A 16,140-nucleotide genomic window follows, 5' to 3' on the forward strand; every position below is an offset into this window, starting at 1 on the left:
GGCACCGGGATCACAGGGTGACCAGGACGAATACCCGGCCCTGCTCGTTCACCACTCGGACTGCCATGACCTGGGCCGGGTCGACCAGGGCGCTCCCGTCCAGGCTCGTGCCCTCGGACTCACCCGCGGCGGAGACCACCCAGCTGCCGGCCGTCCGCGGGGTCCCGCTCCGGTCGATCACCTCCAACCGGCATCGCTCCCCCGCCGGGATACCGGAGACCGCGGCGTGCACCCGCACCCACCCGGCCGCCGGCGCCACCGCGAGCTTCATCCGAGCCCCGGTGGCCGGATCGGTCGTCTCGGCCAGCCGTGCTTGCGGCAGCGACGATGCGTTCTGCGCCACCGCATCGCCGGGGACGCCGGAGGGACGGACCACTGCACCGGCGCCGAAGGCGGCCACTACGACCACTGCCGCGGCCACGCCGATCAGGGCCGTACGCCGCCGGCGAGAACCGGTCGACTCGGCCCTTACCCGCCGCAGCGTCCGCTGGAGCAGCAGATCACCTCCGTCCGGCGGGCCGTCCAGCCGCATCGGCTCGGGCACGGCAGCGAGCGCGTCGCTCCATGTCCGCAGCGAGTCGATCTCTTCCCGGCACTGCTCGCAACCGGCCAGGTGCTCCTCGGCCGGCGTCCTGTCCTCGTCGTCGAGCGTCCGCAACAGCAGGCCCGCCACGTCGGCGTGGTCGCCGGGGGACACCACGTTCCCGCTCGTCATACGACCGACCGCTCCTTCATCGTCTCGTCGGCGGCGTGCAGGTCACGCAGCGCCCGTAAACCATGGAAAACACGGGACTTGACCGTTCCCGGCGGCACGCCCAGAACCTCGGCCGCCTCCGCGATGCCGTAGCCGTGCAGATAGGTGAGCTCGAGCGCCGCCCGGTGCTCGGACGAGAGCCGGGCCAGCGCGTCGATGACGACCATGGAGGCGACCACCTGGTCGGCATGGTCCCGTTCGGTGGCCACGTCCGGCGGCGCCTCGAAGGTCTCGGGCGCGCGACGGGAGCGGGCTCGCACCTGATCGTGGAAGAGGTTGCGAACCACGGTCAGCAACCAGCCGCGCACTGAGCCCTTGCCGTCGGACCCGAGGTCGTCGGCGTGCCGCCAGGCGCGGACCAGGGCCTCCTGAACGATGTCCTCGGCCGCGGCCCGGTCGCGGGTCAGCTGGTAGGCGTACCCGAGCATCGCCCGGCCGTGCTCGGCGAACAGCGATCGAACGAAGGCCTCGTCGGCCATGTCTCGTCGGCGTGCGCTTTTCGTTGTCGGCATGGCTTCCATTCCTGCTCAGGCCCCGGCAGGGGGCTGGACACTCCTCCTGACGTGGTTCGGCCCGCTCTGTTCAGGACCCGGCGTTTCGGCGGCGAACGACACAGTCCGCCCAGGTGAACTCGTCGATGACGCCGGCGTCTTTGTCTGCGCAACGGTCCACCGGAACGAGAGGCACACGACGATGGCGCTGCCCGAGACCCCCGATCTCGTCACCCCGGCCGCCGGAGTGGGGAAAGCCTCCGGGCGGGCGAAGGTGCCGCCCTACATGGCCCGCCCTCGTCCGGAACATATACCTCCTTCTGGTTGGATCTGGCAGCCATCGACCGGCTGGACGCCTCCGCCGCCGATGGTCTATTACGCTGCTGATCCCGCCAGGCGCGGCACGCTCCGGTACCGCACGCTCCGGCGCGGCACGGTGTCGTTGGCGCTGATCTCCGGTGCGGTCGCCGTAGCCCTCGTGGTCACCGGCCTGATCACCGGCGGACCGTTCGGCTCACGAAGATTCGAGACCACGTCGCTGGAACAGGGCGTCCTGGCCGTGGTGCGCGACACCTACCTGCTCGACGTCGAGCAGATCGCCTGTCCGCGTGCGGTGCCGGTGCGGCCGGGGCTCCGGTTCTCCTGCAACATTCTGGCCGACGGCCAGGCCGGGTCCGTGACCGTTCGTGTGCTCGACGACTCGGGCCGGTACGAGGTGGTGCGTCCGGTGTGACGCGGCTACGCGTTCGGCATCTTCTTGAACAGCTTGCCGTCGACGTCAACGGCCCACCACTGACCGTCCTCGTCGCCCTGCCCGTCCACATCGCCCGGCCCCAGGTCGGCGACGTAGTAGTAGAGCGGCCATTCGCGCCGCCACAGGCCCCCAGGGCTACGAGAGCGGCCGTACCGATGACGACAATGGACTTTCGCATTGTTCCTCGCCACAGCGGGACTCATGGCGGCTTTGGGGACGCCGGCGAGCGCGCACGAGGGCCATGGCCCGGCGGCCGCGACCGGACAGCAGACCCGGCCGGCCGAGACTGCTCCCGAGCCGAGCCTGGCCGAGGGCGTCGAGCGCTCCCGGCAGCGCGCCTTCTACTTCGCCGCCACGATGAGCGGGGACCAGGAGGTGCCGACGGAGGGCGGTCCCGCCGTGGGCGATCCGGACGGCCGCGCGACCACCGTCGTGCGGGTCCAGGGCAACCGGGTGAGTTTCGTGGCGAGCTGGCGCAACCAGCAGGCGGCCACGCTGTTTCACCTCCACGAGGGCCGGCGCGGCCAGAACGGCGACGTCCGGGTCACGCTTCTGAGTGCCGCCCTGCCCGAGACGGTGACCTCGGTCGCCGGCGTGGCCCGTATCGACGACGCGCGGATCACCGAGCCGACCCTGGGCCACATCCACCGCGGCCAGCGCGGCGCCAACGGCGACGTCGTGGTCCCGCTGTTCACCACAGAGATCCCCGACGGCGTCGTCGCCGTGTCCGGCTCGGTCCCCGTGAAAGATGCCGGCCTGCTGCGCGAGATCAAGGACCGTCCGCGCGACTTCTACCTGAACCTGCACACCGAGGAGCAGCCGGGCGGCGCCGTCCGGGGTCAGCTCTTCGCGCGCCGCTGACCACAGCCGGCTGACACGGCTCGGAGGCCACCGCTGTGTGTCCGCACGGCTCTGGGCGGGTCGAGACCGGCCAAGCGGCTCTCGGCTGCGGCTCGCTCCGGCACTGACTGCTGGCCGATCAGCTCGAGTGCCTGCCGCCAGGCCGCGCGGGCGGCATCGAGATCGTCCAGGGCCAGCGCCGTGTCGCCCAGCTCCAGCAGGCAGTCGACAGTGTTCATCCGCCAGCCGATCCGTTGGAAGATCTCGGCTGCCCGCGCCCAGGCCGCTCGTGCGGAGACGTGATCGCCCTTGGCAGCAAAGGACCGGGCCACCGTTTGACAGCACAGTGCCTGGCTGGCCGGCTCGCCCAGCGCCTCGGCCATCGTCAGAGCCCGGTTACCCAGTTCCATGCTGACGTCCGAGCGGCCGAGGCCCGAATGCGCGTCGGCCAGCAGGCACAGGACAGCGACCTGGCCGACCGGATCCCTCAGCTCCTCGAACAAGCTCAAGGCCCGCTCGTAGTGGGCCACGGCCCCGCCGTGGTCGCCGAGCGCCGAACTCACCTGACCGAGGTTACGATGCACGAGCGCCTGCTCAGGACATCGTCCGAGCCGTTCGAAGAGGCCGAGCGAGTGCCGGAGCAACCGGGCCGCGTCTTCGTGCCGGCCCAGCACGTGCCAGGCACCGGCCAGCCCGCGGGACATGTGAGCGCGGCCGAGGTCGTCCCCGGCGGCGACGGTCGCGTCCAGACCGGCCTGGGTGGCCGCCGCCCAGTCATGCCACCATCCGTCGCGCTGCAGGAACATCTGCATACTGACCACCAGCGGCCAGGCCGAGGTGGCTCGGCCCTCCTCGATCTGACGTTGCACGACGGCTTTGAGGACATGCCGGTCCGCGTTGAACCAGGCTTCGGCGTCGGCCGCGGTGCCCATGGGGGTGACGCACACGTCCGCCACGGCCGGCGGCGGGTCGAGCGCCAGAGCCGGGCGAAGGAGCCGATCCGCGTGGTAAGAGGTCAGGCGGTAGTGGTGGAACATCCGGCGGGACGCCTCGGCCCGCGACTCGCTGTCCTCGGGGCCGATCAGTTCCTGGGCGTAGGCGCGGATGAGGTCGTGCGTGGTGAAGCGGCCCATCTTGTGCTCGGTGAGCAGGCCGGTGCGCACCAGCTCCCCGGCGAGCAGACGGGCCTCAGCCGGTGGGATACCGGCCAGACTGGCCAGCGCCGGCACCGTCATGTCGGGTCCGGGATGGAGCGACAGCAGCCGGAACATGGTGGCGGCGCGCTCGCTGAGCATCCGGTACGACCACGAGAAGATCGCCCGCAGGTCGTTGTCCATGTCGTCACCCGAGAAGCCGTCCAGGCTCCCCTGAGCGTCCCGCAGCTCCCGGGCGATGTCGGTCAGACCGAAGTCGGGGTGGACCAGGGCCCGGGCGGCCACCACGGCCAGGGCCAGCGGAAGTCGCCCGCAGCGTTCGATGATCTCGTCGACCGCCACGGGCTCGCGTTCGGTCCGGTCGACGCCGATCCGGGCCGCGAGGAAATCCCGGGCGTCCTCGATCGGCAGGACGTCCAGCGTCATCAGGAAAGCGCCGTGGGCGGTGGCCAGCCCGGTCAGCCGTTTCCGGCTGGTCACCAGAACCAGGCAGCCGGAGCTGCCCGGCAGCAACGGACGCACCTGCTCGACGCTGTGGGCGTTGTCGAGCACCACCAGGATCCGGCGCCCGGCCAGCACGCTCCGGTAGAGCCCGGACCGGGCGTGGTCACTGGCCGGGATCTCGGCGTCCGGGACGCCGAGGGCGTTGAGGAACCCGCGCAGCGCTTCTGCGGGATGCAGCATCGACTGCTCCGGATCGAATCCTTGAAGATCCACGTAGAGCTGCCCGTCCGGGTACGCGTCGGCGAGCTGATGGGCCAGGTGGATGGCCAGCGTCGTCTTCCCGATCCCGGGTATCCCGTCGATGGCCAGCACCGGCATGGAGGCCTGGGTCAGCACGTGACCGTTGACCAGGCCGACAGTTCGGTGCTGGGCCTCGTCGCGTCCCGTGAAGTGCGGAAGGTCGGCCGGCAGCTGGGCCGGAAGCACCGCGGCGATGGCCGGCGACCGGTGAGTCTGCGTATGGCGCGGATGGGCCGGCTCCGCCGAGTCATAACTGTTCTGCCCGAGGACGACCTGGTAGGCCTCGCGCAATTCCTCGCCCGGATCGACGCCGAGCTCGTCGGCGAGCCGTCGGCGAACGTTCCGGAACAGCGCGATCGCCTCAGCCTGCTGCCCGTCGGCCGACAGCACCAGCAGCAACCGGGCCTGCAGGGCCTCGTCCCACTGCCGGTGCTCGGCCACGCGCCTCAGCACAGGCAGGATCGACCGGACCCGCTCGAGACGCAAGGCCAGCGAGGCCGCCTCACGGGCCAGATCCGCGCACTCGTGGTCGACAGCGCTGAACGCCGCGTGGCTGTAGGAGACGAGCTCGGATGCGCCGCCGCACGGTCCGCGCCACAAACCGAGAGCCTGCTCGTAGGCGGTCATCGCCTCGGCCGGCCGCCCGGCCCGCTCGGCCGACCGGGCCTGCTCGGCCAATTCCCGGAACCGCAGCAGGTCGAGGTGGCCGGGGTCGACCCGCATTCGGTAGCCGGTCGCGTCGCCCAGCAGCCACCGCCCGGGCGACCGGGACGGCAGGCCGGGCTCGAACAGGCGGCGCAGCGCCCCCACGTAGCGGTGCACGACGTTCAGGGCGCTCGGTGGCGGCTCCTTGTCCCACAGCACCTCGACGATGTCGCCGATCCCGACCGGCCGCCCGGCGTTGGCCAGCAGCAGAGCCAGGATCAGGCGCTGTTGCCGGGCGCCGAGGTCCAGCTCGGCGCCCCGCCGCCAGACCCGCACCGGCCCGAGCACGCCGAAACGGGTCGCTGGTTCTTCGTCGTCGGTCAGTGACACGGGACTGTCCTCCTCAGCAGTGCTGAGTCACAGAGCAAGGAAAGGGAAGCCGCAGCGCGCCGACCATGGTCGTTGTCCCGCGGGCCGGGCTGCCCACCGAGCCCGGCCCGCGGTCGCTCAACCGGAAATGACGCTGACGGCAATGGCGATCGTCACGGTGTTGTACAGGAAGCCCAGGATCGAGTGGGACAGGATCTGCAGGCGCATGGCGGAGGTCTGAGTCTCCACGTCCGACACCGAGAAAGTGGTGCCGAGCGTGAACGAGAAATAGGCGAAATCGATGAACGTCGGCCGGTCCGTGTTGGGGAAGACCAGCACCTGCTCGGGCAGGCTGCCGTAGTAGGTCTTGGAATACCGCTCGGCGTACCCGAAGTGCAGGATGGCCCAGGCCAGGGCGATGGCCGGGACACCGACGAGCTTGGCCGCCGCCTGTTCGCCGTCCTCGCTGAGGACGATCATCAGGCCGGCGATGATGCCCACCAGGCTGGTGAAGATGGTGAAGATCAGCCCGGCGCGGCCGCCGAGACCGTGCGTGAGCCAGCCGGCCGGCTCGCCGTTGCGGGCCTTCCGCAGGGTGCGGATGCGAGTCACGAGATAGACGACGGCTAGAAGATCCCAGCACGCGATCCAGACCGTGGTGTTGTCGAGCACCACCACCATGACGCCGAGGACGATGAGTGCCGCCTCGATGAACCGGGAGGCGATGAGCGCCACCTTGCTTGTCATGAACGTTCCCTAATGATCGGTTTCGGATTACCTCCCGCTACGACGCATCTCACATCTCGCAGTTCACCCCGTCCCGTCCTCGTCCGGTCGGCCGCTCGCGGAGCCGGCCGACCGCACGAGGACGTCGCTCAGCGGGTGGCTCGGGCGGCCCGCTCGATCAGGTCCGCGACGGCTTTGGGCTCGGAGACCGTGACCGCGTGGGAAGCGTTGATCTCGACCGTCTGCGCCTTGGCCCGCTTGGCCATGAACCGCATCGACTCGGCCGGGATGGCCAGGTCCTGCTTCGTGATCATGAACCAGGACCGGATCGATTTCCAGGCCGTCCGGGTCGCCTTCTCGTCCAGCGCCGCGCTCGTGATCGGCCGCTGGGTGGCGGCCATCAGCGCCGCCTCCTGACGCGGCACGTCGGCCGCGAACACCCGGCGGAACTGGTCCTGCTTGATGTAGAGATCGGTGGCCGCGCCGGCGCCCGGCACCGTCACCGGAACCTGGTTGAGCGCCTCGCCGAGCTGTCCGCCCGGAAACTTCGCGGCCAGGCCCGACGTGCTCTCCCCCTTGTCCGGGGCGAAGCTGGCGATGTACACCAACGCCTTCACGTCCTTGTCACCATCGGCCGCCTCGCTCATCACCGAGCCACCGTAGGAGTGCCCGGCCAGCACGACAGGGCCGTTGACGCCGGCCAGCACCGTCCGCACGTACTCGGCGTCCGAGTGCAGGCCGCGCAGGGGGTTCGACGCCGCCACGACCGGATAACCGTCGCGCAGCAACCGCTTGACCACGCCGTTCCAGCTCGACGAATCGGCGAACGCCCCGTGCACGAGCACCACCGTGGGCTTCTTGGCCCACGGCCGGGGTTCCGCTGCCGCACCGGCCGAGCCGGCGACGAGCGCGGCCACGGCGACCCCGGCGGTCAAGACGGTCCGCAGGGCCACTCGCCGAGGTGTGCCTGAGAACTGACGCTTCATGGTTGGTTCCTTTCCGAAAAGCGATCCGGGCATCGGATCGCCTGGCCTCCACAGTGATCGGCTGGTCGCACGGGTGAATCAGTCATTCGCCTGCCGTGGGAGCAGGCCCGGTTCGACAACCACCGGCACCGACCCGTCCCTTTCGCCCGGAACACCCGATCCGGTATGGAGGAGGAGGCAACGTACGGGCCGCTTGGCCGGGACCGGTCGCGCCGTGATCGGTGGGAGAGGCAACCGATGCGGTTAGGTCATTCGACAGATATCGCGGCACGGTCGACCAGTCCCGCGTCCGACACTGTGAGTAACCAACGCCCGGCCGCCGTTGACATATTGTCAATTGCCGAGAAATTGCTGGCCCGAGGCGGTCCACAACGACGTAACTAGCAATTAAGTAGGATTACACAGGCGACTTAATACGCTCTCCCGGACTCAGCCATAATCGCCACCGGGACGTAGCCATGACCACCGTGACCAGCATCGTCGGCCGAGACCAGGCCGATATCCGATTGCGGCAGATCCAGCGCGACAACGGCGGGGCACTGCTGCATTTCCTACAGGGCCTGCTGTCGTCGACCGCCGTGCACACTGCCGAGGACCTCGTTCAGGAAACCTTGCTCCGAGCCTGGCGCACCATCGATTCCGTACCGGTCGAGCCGGAATCCCAGCGCCGTTGGCTGTTCACCGTTGCCCGTCGACTGGCCATCGACGCGTATCGCAAGCGGCAGTCACGCCCGACGGAGGTCGGCCTGACCGGAACCGAGCCGGGCACCGCGACCAGCGAGGCGGCTGAGACGGTCATCGCCCTGCTCGCCCTGCGGCACGCCGTGAACGAGCTCAGCCCGGCTCACCGGTCGGTGTTGCGCGAGCTGCACTTCGAGGGTCGCAGCTTCGACCAGGTGGCAACCCGGCTCGGGATCCCGGTCGGCACCGTCAAATCCCGGGCTCACTACGCCATGCGGCAACTAAGGGACGAGCTGTCGGCCCGGTAGCCAGCACCGGCGATCCGCCCGAAAGGAAGGCGAACCTCAATGACCACCGCCGTTGTCCCTACCCCGGCCGGCAATCTTTTGTCGTCGTCCGAAGAACAGTTCTTCAATTTGTTCCTGAGCGCCGCGGCGGCCGTGCACCGACGGGTCAGCACCGATCTCGTCCACGATCACAGCATCACGCTCAGCGACTACCGGGCCCTGCGCAACCTCGACGTCGCCACCGACCGGCGCATGCGCCTGCAGGCCCTTGCGGACGCGAGCTTTCTGTCCCGGAGCCGGATCAGCCGGATGGTCCGGACCTTCGAACGCCGCGGTTTCGTGCAGCGCGAGCGAGCCGAGGACGACGGCCGCGGCTGGTATGTGCGTCTCACCCCAGCCGGGCAGAGCTGGCTCACCTACTTCGAGCACTCGTACGCGCAGAGCGTGCGTCGCCACGCGCTGAGCGCACTCGACCCGGCCGCCGTCCGAGCGGTGACAGCGGCCGCCCAGCTGCTCGCCTGACGCATCCATCGCCCCTGGGTTCACTCAGGACGGGGGAGCCCGGCGTCACCCATCGACCCCTGAACCAAGCCCCCACGCCCGCGTCGACGGAAGAGAAATCACCGCGATCGACCACGAGACGAGGGACAGTCGATGAGGCATACGCGCACGGGCTACTACATCGCCGGCGAAGGGACGGTGGGCGACGGTCTGCGTGGTCGTCACTGGACGAAGGAGCCGCTGCGCGCGTTCCGCTTCTCCCGGATGGGGCCCAAGGGCTCGTCTGTCGACCGCGCCGTGCTCGAGAAGGTGGCGAAGGCAATGACGGCCCAGGTTCGGCCGGCGCCGGAGGACGCGCGACCGGACGTGCCGCCGGTTCCCGCCGGATACACCTACCTGTCGCAGTTCGTCGGACACGATCTGACGATGGACCGCACCGGCGGCCGCCTGGACGAACAGGTTTCGCTGCGGGACCTGGTCCAGGGCCGGTCGCCCGCGCTCGACCTGGACTCGGTGTACGGGCGCGGGCCCGACGATGCGGACGACGACCGGTTCTACGCGCCCGACCGGGTCCGGTTCAAGGTCGGCATCACCGCGGCCATCACCGGCGCCGGGACCGACGTCAACCTCAACGGGTACGACCTGCCACGGGTCACCCACGGCGAGACCAAGGCCGAGCGGCAGGCCCCGCTGATCGCCGACCCTCGCAACGATCAGAACCTGCTCCTGGCCCAGACTCACTTGGCCTTCCTGCACTTCCACAACCGGGTCGTCGACCAGCTGATTCACGACGGACTGCGCGGCCCGGCCCTGTTCCGGGCGGCCCGTGAGACAGTGGTGCGCCACTACCAGTGGGTGGTCCTCACCGACGTGCTGCCCCGCGTCGTGCAGCCGTCGATCCTGCGCGACGTCTTCACCCACGGCCGCCGGTTCTTCGAGGTCGGCGAGACCGACACGCCGACGTTGCCGATCGAGTTCGCCGTCGCCGCCTACCGCTTCGGGCACAGCATGATCCGGCGCAGCTACGACTGGAACCGCGTCTTCGACGGCGAGCGCGGCACGCTGCCGTTGATGTTCGTCTTCACAGGTCTCAGCGGCAACTTCGATCCGGCCGCGGCGGATGTCAACGATCAGGAATCCGGCCTGTTCGAGCGCCTTCCGACCAACTGGGCGGTGGACTGGCGGCGCCTGTACGACTTCGCCGGGGAGAACGGCCGGCCCGACCTGGCGGCGCCGGCCGGCGTCAACCTCGCCCGTCCGGTCTCGACCGTCCTGGTCGATCCGCTTGACATGTTGCCCGAAGGCGCCTTCGGCGGCGCCGGCACCGACCCCGAGAAGATCGAGCTCAATCAGGCCTTCCGCGACCTGGCCCGCGCCGCCACCATGGACCTGGCCGACGGCCAGCAGATGGCGGAGTTGCTGGGCGTGCGCCCGCTCAGCCCCGAACAGATCCTCGCCGGTCGGCACGGGGCCGTCCTGGACGACCTCACCAGCTCCGAGCGCACCGCCTTCGCCGAGAACACCCCGCTGTGGTTCTACCTCCTGCGGGAAGCCGAGCTGGCCGGCGGGCGGCTCGACGGCGTCGGCGGCCGCATCGTGGCCGAGGTCTTCCACCGGGTGCTGGAGGCCAGCCGCACGTCGATCGTCCGTGACCGTTCCTGGCGGCCGACCCTGGGACCGTCGCGGGACACGTTCCGCATGACCGATCTGCTGCTGTTCGCCTTCCAGGGCCGCGCGGATCTGCTGGCTCCGCTCGGCGACTCCGCGCCTCTCTGACCCGAGCCGGTGATCGCCGACACAAACCGACCGAACGGTCCGGCCCCACTGAACCGCGGGCCGCAAGCCGTCGTATGGACCGCGAATGACGCCGGAACACGGCGTCGAATCCTCAGGAGATATCACCCATGAGCAAGAAGACCTTGATGGCATGTGCCCTCGCGGCGGCCGGCGCAGTCCTGCTGTCGGCCTGTTCGAGCGGCGACAGCCACGACGCCGTCGGACCGGCCCCGGCCCTCACGACACCCGCCTCCGCCGCACCTTCGGCCGACAACCTGAACGGCCTCGCCGCCCTCACCTCGGGCACCGCGTCCTCCAACAAGGCCGAGGCCGAGACCGGCGACTGGGCCCTACCCAACGGTGGTGCGCCCAAGGCCGAGCAGAGCGAGAAGGCCGCCCGCTGGGTTCAGATCACCCGCAGCCGGGCCGGCGAGCTCGATCCGGTCCTGGTCAACGGGGCCCGGCTCACGCTCTACCGGTTCGACAAGGACTCCGCCAGCCCGTCGCGGGCCACGTGCAACGGCGAGTGCGCCCAGACGTGGCCGCCGGTGCTCGTCAAGCCGGGCGGCAAGATCTTCATCGCCGGCGTCAAGCGATCGGCCGTCGGGGTGGTCCGCCGTGACGATGGCAAGCTCCAGGTCACCGTCAAGGGCTGGCCCGTCTACCGTTTCGCCAAGGACACCCGGCCCGGTCAGACCAAGGGTCAGGGCGTCGGCGGAACCTGGTTCGGCATCACCCAGGACGGCACCAAGGCCGGCGTGCGCGACGGGGACGACGCCGAGCAGGTCCCGGACATCAACAACGGCGACGCGGGCTCGCGCCGACCCGCCACCTTCGTCACCCTGTTCGACGAGCGTGACTTCCTCGGCTCCTCGCAGGGCATCTCCGGCTCGGGGTGTGTCGACCTCACCCGGCCGATGATCGCCGGCTCGCTGAGCACCGACGGCACCGCCAAGATCTGGTCTCGGCCGAACTGCCAGGGCACCTCCAAGGTGATCGACGCCGATGTGAACGACATCCGCGACGATCTGGGGTTCAGTGACCAGATCGCCTCGATCTTCTTCGGCTGACCACGACCACCGCCCCGGGTGGGCTCGGGCCTTCGTCCGGGCCCACCCGTTCTTCTGTGACGAGGATGTGCATGATGCGACGCCTGCTACCGCTGGTCGCTGTGGTGCTGACCCTGGCCGGATGCAGCCGCACGGTGGCCGGTCGAGCCGTGCCGGAGATGTGGACCGCCGACCGGGTGGCCGGGTTGGCCATCACCGACGGCCCGAGTGGGCTGCGGGAGAACGCGCCCGCACCACGGGCCGAGGTCACCGGGGCCGGGGACGGGCAGATCGACCGGCTCGCCACCGCGGCGGTCGAGGACGTGCAGCAGTTCTGGATCAACGAGTTTCCCTCCCTGGGCCGGGGCGAGTATCGACCGGTGGCCAACCTGCTCTCTTATGACTCCGCCATCGGCGCCGGCAAGGCGTGCGGCGCCGAGACCCGAGGGCTGGTCAATGCCTTCCACTGCCCGTCCGAGGATCTGGTCGCGTGGGACCGGGGTGAGCTGTTGCCCGATCTGACCGAACGCTTCGGCGACATGGCCGTGGTCACGGTGATGGCGCACGAGATCGGGCACGCGGTCCAGTCCCGTCTCAGTGTGAGCGGCCGTACGATCCTGCTGGAGCAACAGGCGGACTGCTACACCGGCGCCTATTTCCGGCTCGTGGCCGCGGGCGAGTCGTCGCGGTTCACCCTGTCCACCGGCCCGGGCCTGAACCAGGTGCTGACGACAATGTTCTTCATCCGGGACTCCCCCGGCACGGCCGTCGACGCCCCCGACGCGCACGGAAACGCCTTCGACCGCGTGTCGGCGTTCCAGGCCGGTTTCGGGGAGGGACCGGCCCGGTGCGCCCGGATGGACGAGTCCGAGGTGGACCGCCGGGTCACCCAGGAGACCACCGAGAGCGCCACCGCCGACGAGGGCCAGCTACGGCCGAGTGATCCCGGCGCCCGCGCCGATCTCGAAGCCACCGTGCGCGCGGTGTTCGGACCCGACCAGCCACCGCTCACCACCGAGCCGGTCTGTGGCGACGCGCCGGCCTCGTTCTGCCCGGATCAGGGGGTCGTCGCGCTGGACCTGGAAGCGCTCGATCGCATCGCCGCTCCAGCCCGGGACGGCGGGCTCGGTGACTTCGCCGCCTTCGCCGAGATGGTGTCCCGTCTCGCGCTGGCCCGGGAGGACCGCTCGGGCCGGCCGGTCGAGGGCCTGGTCGCCGCCCAGGGCGCCGCCTGCCTGACCGGGGCTTGGGCCGCGGCCATCGGCCCCGGGGACGGGCAGGCGCTGAGCCTGTCCCCCGGTGACCTGGACGAGGCCGTGGCCGAGATGCTCGGCCGGCAGTCCCGGATCGCGGCCGATGTCACCGGTGTGGCCGTGCCCTCCGGGTTCGCCCGGGTCGACGCCTTCCGCACAGGCTTCAACCGTGGTGTCGAGGTTTGCGCGAACCTCGGTCGCTGATCACGTCACCGATGACGGAGGCCCGGGACAGCGTGTCCCGGGACACCTCGGGCGGAGGCGGCTGACCCGAGGTGGGCGGATGACGGCCCTCGGCTGGAGGCGTACGAAGACCGTCATCCGTCCTGTCCGACGGATCTCGGGCCGCGAAGTTCAGGCAATCGGAAAAGTGCCTGTCACGAATTTCGGCCGGCCAAGTTCACTCCACACCGGACTAATACTGTCTAGATCTTCATAGCCTGTGCCGTTGCCGATCGAAGACATCAGAGAAAGGCTGATGTCGGCCGGATTACATGCCGCGAGGGAGATCTTTCCTCGTCCAGGAATCCATCAGGAGGAACAGCATGGGCAAGAGAATGCGCACTGTGGCGGGTCTGACCACGGCCGGCCTCGCCGCCGTGATCGGCTTGCAGGCGCAACCGGCACAAGCCGCCGTCGAGGTCCCGGCATCCGGGCTGACCATTTTCGAGGGCACGTTCGCCGCGGTGCTGCTGCACGTGGCCGAACCGGACGGCGCCTGCCTGACCATGCCACCGACCGCGGCCTCGCTCACCGGCGAGCGGATCGTCGCGCAGGTCAGTGTCTTCACCGGCCCCGGCTGCACAGGGCTCCAGCAGAACCTCGGCACGTTCCGCACGTTCACGGCCGGCAAGTACCAGTCTTTCCGCGCCTACTCGTTCTGATCGGCCGCAGCCGCGTGATCCCCCGTTCGCGCGGCCGTGCCAATCCGGTAGGCCGAGTTGATGAGGCCGGGCCAGGGCGTGCTCGCCGTGGTCCGGCCCGCCTCGTAGAGCCTGAGGTACTGCTCGCGCAGCGCGGCCGCGTCCGGCCGACCGGCCAGGGCCAGGGTGTCGTGGCCGAGACCGATCGATTCCGGCAGCACGAGGGTCCGCACCACGACCCCGCCGGCGGCGCCGACGCGGGCCGGCACAGCCGTCGCCGCCGCCGTGTCGACCACGTCGTCGAGCGCGCTGATGGCCACGGCGATCGACTGCAGACCGGCCGGCCGGGCCGGGGTGGCGAGGTGACGGCTGATCGCCAGGTACCGGCTGACCGACCGCAGCGAGTACCCGCGGCTGGTGACCCGGTCCGGCAGAAGGCTCCGGCTGTACAGGAAGGTCAGGGGCCGCAGCAGCGGGGCCGGCACCCGGCCCGGAGCAGGGCCGAAGAACGGCGAGAGCAACAGCAGCCGGTTCACGGCCGGGCCGCCCTGCAGCGTCAACCAGGTGGCCAGGATCGCGCCGGCCGAGATGCCGACGACACCGACCTCGTCGCCGAGCGCGGCCGTGATGCCGAGGCCCCGGGTCGCGTACGCGGTGAGATCGCCGGTCTTGACGCGGCGGTGGTCCCGGGAATCGGTCGTACCGTGGCCCGGCGCCCGCGGGACCCAGACGTTGTAGCCCCGCGCGTGGAAGTCACCGGCGAGCGCGTCCATCTGCTCGGGACCGTGCGTGTAGCCGTGGAGCAAGAGCACCGCCCGCGGAGTCCGCGATCCGTGGCTGAGCAGACGGCTGCGCGACTGCGACCGGACGGCGGGATCGGCAGCGTCCGCCGCGACGGCAGCCTGCGCAGCGTGAGCGGCCGTCACGAAGTCCGAGTGGTCGTCGAGGAGTTTCATCGAACAATGAGACGGGACGGAACGGTGCTGGTTCAGTCCGGCCGCCGAACATCCGGCCAGAACCGGGCCGGGTCACTCGGTCAGCAGCGGCTCGAGCACGAAGTCATAGGTCGCGATCCGTACGTCCCCGGTCAGCTCGACCGGCACGATGAGCCCGTCGCGCACCGCGTTGGCGGCGTCGCTGGCGAGATAGTCCCCGTCGGCGAAGTAAAGCTGGATGGTGAGCACCTCGTGGTCCGGGGCAGTCACCTGAAGGTGCAGGTGGGCCGGCCGGTAGAGGTGCCGTCCGAGCTCCCGCAGGACGCTGCCGATCGGGCCGTCCCCGGGAACCGGGTAGGGTGCCGGCTGAATGGTCGTCACCTCGAAGGTGCCGTCGGCGGCGGCGCCGAACCGGCCCCGCAAATTCCACGGCGGGATGCCCGGCACCATCCCTGAGTAGTTGCCGTCGGCGTCGGCCTGCCACATGTCGAACTCCGCCGCGGGCAACGGCTCGCCGGTGGTCGAGTGCACGGCGCCTCGGAAAATCAGGGTCTCGCCCTTCTCGTCCGGCCGCCGCGGCATCACGTTCGGCGGCTCGAGGCGCGGGGCGCCCGGCAGATAGAACGGCCCCAGCAGGCCGAGCGGACTGCCGTGGCGGTGGGCGCTCTCGGCCGGCTGGTCGTGGATCAGGGCCAGGGCGGGCCACAACTCCGCGTCCGCGTAGAGGCGTAACCAGCCGGCGTCGGCCAGGTCGCGCGAGTCCAGTACGGATCGCAGGACGTCGGCCATGAGGGCCTGCGCGTACTGCTCGGTGATGTGCGCGAAACCCGGAGCCCGCCGGGACAGCTCGTGGACTATCCGGTCGATCGGATATCGGACGGCCGGAGCGTCGCGGACCCGGACCACGGGCGGCAAAGCGTCGAGAAGCCGCTCATCGGGGCCGCTCCCGGCCTGCCTGATGAGGCCTACCATCTGCTCACCCCCGAGCGGGACGATCAGACCTGGCCGGCTGTGCAGGAGTTGGTCGGCGTCCCGGGGCTCGACCCCCGGGTCGCTGGCCAGAACGAACGGCACCCGCCCGCTGGGCAGGGTCAGTCCCTCGTTCTCCAGGCGCTCCGGGGCTGCACCGTCGGCGAGCAGCCAGCCCGGGCCACGGACGATCACCGGCAGCTGCCTGCCGCCACGGAAGCGCACAGCCCAAGGACCCTCGCCCGCGGTGAATCCCCCGGAGATCCCGCACCGTCCACCATAGGTGGTCAGCGCCTCGGACAACGGATCGGTCTCGAGCACTTCGGTACCTCTGCTCTCATGCCGGTGGTTCTCCCTGCGGAC

16 protein-coding genes are annotated in these 16,140 nt (G+C 70.2%); 8 read left to right on the forward strand and 8 right to left on the reverse strand.

Translation table 11 applies throughout. The features are described 5' to 3' along the window. Window positions 1-10: 10 nt before the first annotated feature. Together C8E87_RS03395 and C8E87_RS03400 are read right to left on the reverse strand one after the other, a co-directional pair. The gene (locus tag C8E87_RS03395) at window positions 11-715 is read right to left on the reverse strand and encodes an anti-sigma factor (protein ID WP_133871725.1); all 705 of its coding nucleotides are present in this window, start codon (window positions 713-715) and stop codon (window positions 11-13) included. Continuing rightward, window positions 712-1,266, reverse strand: a complete 555-nt coding sequence (locus tag C8E87_RS03400; RefSeq protein ID WP_133871726.1) for a sigma-70 family RNA polymerase sigma factor — start codon at window positions 1,264-1,266, stop codon at window positions 712-714. The genes C8E87_RS03395 and C8E87_RS03400 overlap by 4 nt, the downstream gene beginning before the upstream one ends. A gap of 181 nt (window positions 1,267-1,447) precedes the next feature. Here C8E87_RS03400 and C8E87_RS03405 point away from each other — a divergent pair, with 181 nt between their 5' ends. Continuing rightward, window positions 1,448-1,978 (forward strand): DUF4333 domain-containing protein, encoded by a 531-nt coding sequence (locus tag C8E87_RS03405; protein ID WP_166661054.1) that lies wholly within the window; start codon window positions 1,448-1,450, stop codon window positions 1,976-1,978. Window positions 1,979-1,983: 5 nt separating this feature from the next. Here the strand turns inward: C8E87_RS03405 and C8E87_RS03410 are convergent, their stop codons facing one another. After that, window positions 1,984-2,190, reverse strand: coding sequence for a COG4315 family predicted lipoprotein (locus C8E87_RS03410; RefSeq protein ID WP_133871728.1), 207 nt, complete (start codon window positions 2,188-2,190; stop codon window positions 1,984-1,986). Between the two features lie 10 nt (window positions 2,191-2,200). Here C8E87_RS03410 and C8E87_RS03415 point away from each other — a divergent pair, with 10 nt between their 5' ends. Next, on the forward strand, window positions 2,201-2,860 hold the full coding sequence (locus C8E87_RS03415) for a CHRD domain-containing protein (RefSeq protein WP_133871729.1): 660 nt from the start codon (window positions 2,201-2,203) through the stop codon (window positions 2,858-2,860). On the opposite strand, the gene C8E87_RS03420 is transcribed toward C8E87_RS03415, so the two are convergent. The 3 genes from C8E87_RS03420 to C8E87_RS03430 all read right to left on the reverse strand — a co-directional run bounded on the left by C8E87_RS03420 (window position 2,839) and on the right by C8E87_RS03430 (window position 7,463). Beyond that, window positions 2,839-5,772 carry an AfsR/SARP family transcriptional regulator gene (locus C8E87_RS03420; protein WP_133871730.1) on the reverse strand — a complete coding sequence of 978 codons (2,934 nt, stop codon included), beginning with the start codon at window positions 5,770-5,772 and terminating at the stop codon, window positions 2,839-2,841. The two genes, C8E87_RS03415 and C8E87_RS03420, sit on opposite strands and share 22 nt — an antisense overlap. Before the next feature lie 117 nt (window positions 5,773-5,889). After that, window positions 5,890-6,498 carry a DUF1345 domain-containing protein gene (locus C8E87_RS03425; RefSeq protein WP_133871731.1) on the reverse strand — a complete coding sequence of 203 codons (609 nt, stop codon included), beginning with the start codon at window positions 6,496-6,498 and terminating at the stop codon, window positions 5,890-5,892. 128 nt (window positions 6,499-6,626) lie between these two features. Continuing rightward, window positions 6,627-7,463, reverse strand: coding sequence for an alpha/beta fold hydrolase (locus tag C8E87_RS03430; protein WP_133871732.1), 837 nt, complete (start codon window positions 7,461-7,463; stop codon window positions 6,627-6,629). 458 nt (window positions 7,464-7,921) lie between these two features. Between C8E87_RS03430 and C8E87_RS03435 the strand changes: the two genes are divergently transcribed. The 6 genes from C8E87_RS03435 to C8E87_RS03460 all read left to right on the forward strand — a co-directional run bounded on the left by C8E87_RS03435 (window position 7,922) and on the right by C8E87_RS03460 (window position 13,894). Next, window positions 7,922-8,452: a sigma-70 family RNA polymerase sigma factor gene (locus C8E87_RS03435; RefSeq protein ID WP_133871733.1), complete on the forward strand. Its 531-nt coding sequence runs from the start codon at window positions 7,922-7,924 to the stop codon at window positions 8,450-8,452. A gap of 39 nt (window positions 8,453-8,491) precedes the next feature. Further along, complete coding sequence (locus tag C8E87_RS03440) at window positions 8,492-8,953, forward strand: MarR family winged helix-turn-helix transcriptional regulator (RefSeq protein WP_133871734.1); 462 nt, start codon at window positions 8,492-8,494, stop codon at window positions 8,951-8,953. Between the two features lie 132 nt (window positions 8,954-9,085). Beyond that, the gene (locus tag C8E87_RS03445) at window positions 9,086-10,708 is read left to right on the forward strand and encodes a peroxidase family protein (RefSeq protein WP_203720940.1); all 1,623 of its coding nucleotides are present in this window, start codon (window positions 9,086-9,088) and stop codon (window positions 10,706-10,708) included. 128 nt (window positions 10,709-10,836) lie between these two features. Next, window positions 10,837-11,778 carry a hypothetical protein gene (locus C8E87_RS03450; protein ID WP_133871735.1) on the forward strand — a complete coding sequence of 314 codons (942 nt, stop codon included), beginning with the start codon at window positions 10,837-10,839 and terminating at the stop codon, window positions 11,776-11,778. Window positions 11,779-11,852: 74 nt separating this feature from the next. After that, the gene (locus C8E87_RS03455; RefSeq protein WP_203720939.1) at window positions 11,853-13,214 is read left to right on the forward strand and encodes a neutral zinc metallopeptidase; all 1,362 of its coding nucleotides are present in this window, start codon (window positions 11,853-11,855) and stop codon (window positions 13,212-13,214) included. A gap of 341 nt (window positions 13,215-13,555) precedes the next feature. Continuing rightward, a complete protein-coding gene (locus tag C8E87_RS03460; RefSeq protein ID WP_133871736.1) occupies window positions 13,556-13,894 on the forward strand; it encodes a hypothetical protein in 339 nt (112 codons plus the stop codon). Here C8E87_RS03460 and C8E87_RS03465 read toward each other — a convergent pair. Together C8E87_RS03465 and C8E87_RS03470 are read right to left on the reverse strand one after the other, a co-directional pair. After that, entirely contained in the window at window positions 13,882-14,829 is a 948-nt protein-coding gene (locus C8E87_RS03465) for an alpha/beta hydrolase (protein ID WP_133871737.1), read from the reverse strand. The two genes, C8E87_RS03460 and C8E87_RS03465, sit on opposite strands and share 13 nt — an antisense overlap. A gap of 72 nt (window positions 14,830-14,901) precedes the next feature. After that, window positions 14,902-16,098 (reverse strand): dioxygenase family protein, encoded by a 1,197-nt coding sequence (locus C8E87_RS03470; protein WP_166661055.1) that lies wholly within the window; start codon window positions 16,096-16,098, stop codon window positions 14,902-14,904. Window positions 16,099-16,140 lie beyond the last annotated feature (42 nt).

The organism is Paractinoplanes brasiliensis, from assembly GCF_004362215.1.
Classification (GTDB): Bacteria; Actinomycetota; Actinomycetes; order Mycobacteriales; family Micromonosporaceae; genus Actinoplanes; species Actinoplanes brasiliensis.

Excerpts from the sequence above, each read along its gene's own strand:
- C8E87_RS03440 (WP_133871734.1), top strand. The coding sequence starts at position 8,492 with ATGACCACCGCCGTTGTCCCTACCCCGGCCGGCAATCTTTTGTCGTCG.
- C8E87_RS03430 (WP_133871732.1), bottom strand. The coding sequence starts at position 7,463 with ATGAAGCGTCAGTTCTCAGGCACACCTCGGCGAGTGGCCCTGCGGACC.
- C8E87_RS03445 (WP_203720940.1), top strand. The coding sequence starts at position 9,086 with ATGAGGCATACGCGCACGGGCTACTACATCGCCGGCGAAGGGACGGTG.
- C8E87_RS03400 (WP_133871726.1), bottom strand. The coding sequence starts at position 1,266 with ATGCCGACAACGAAAAGCGCACGCCGACGAGACATGGCCGACGAGGCC.
- C8E87_RS03425 (WP_133871731.1), bottom strand. The coding sequence starts at position 6,498 with ATGACAAGCAAGGTGGCGCTCATCGCCTCCCGGTTCATCGAGGCGGCA.
- C8E87_RS03395 (WP_133871725.1), bottom strand. The coding sequence starts at position 715 with ATGACGAGCGGGAACGTGGTGTCCCCCGGCGACCACGCCGACGTGGCG.
- C8E87_RS03460 (WP_133871736.1), top strand. The coding sequence starts at position 13,556 with ATGGGCAAGAGAATGCGCACTGTGGCGGGTCTGACCACGGCCGGCCTC.
- C8E87_RS03435 (WP_133871733.1), top strand. The coding sequence starts at position 7,922 with ATGACCACCGTGACCAGCATCGTCGGCCGAGACCAGGCCGATATCCGA.
- C8E87_RS03405 (WP_166661054.1), top strand. The coding sequence starts at position 1,448 with ATGGCGCTGCCCGAGACCCCCGATCTCGTCACCCCGGCCGCCGGAGTG.
- C8E87_RS03415 (WP_133871729.1), top strand. The coding sequence starts at position 2,201 with ATGGCGGCTTTGGGGACGCCGGCGAGCGCGCACGAGGGCCATGGCCCG.
- C8E87_RS03465 (WP_133871737.1), bottom strand. The coding sequence starts at position 14,829 with ATGAAACTCCTCGACGACCACTCGGACTTCGTGACGGCCGCTCACGCT.
- C8E87_RS03450 (WP_133871735.1), top strand. The coding sequence starts at position 10,837 with ATGAGCAAGAAGACCTTGATGGCATGTGCCCTCGCGGCGGCCGGCGCA.
- C8E87_RS03455 (WP_203720939.1), top strand. The coding sequence starts at position 11,853 with ATGCGACGCCTGCTACCGCTGGTCGCTGTGGTGCTGACCCTGGCCGGA.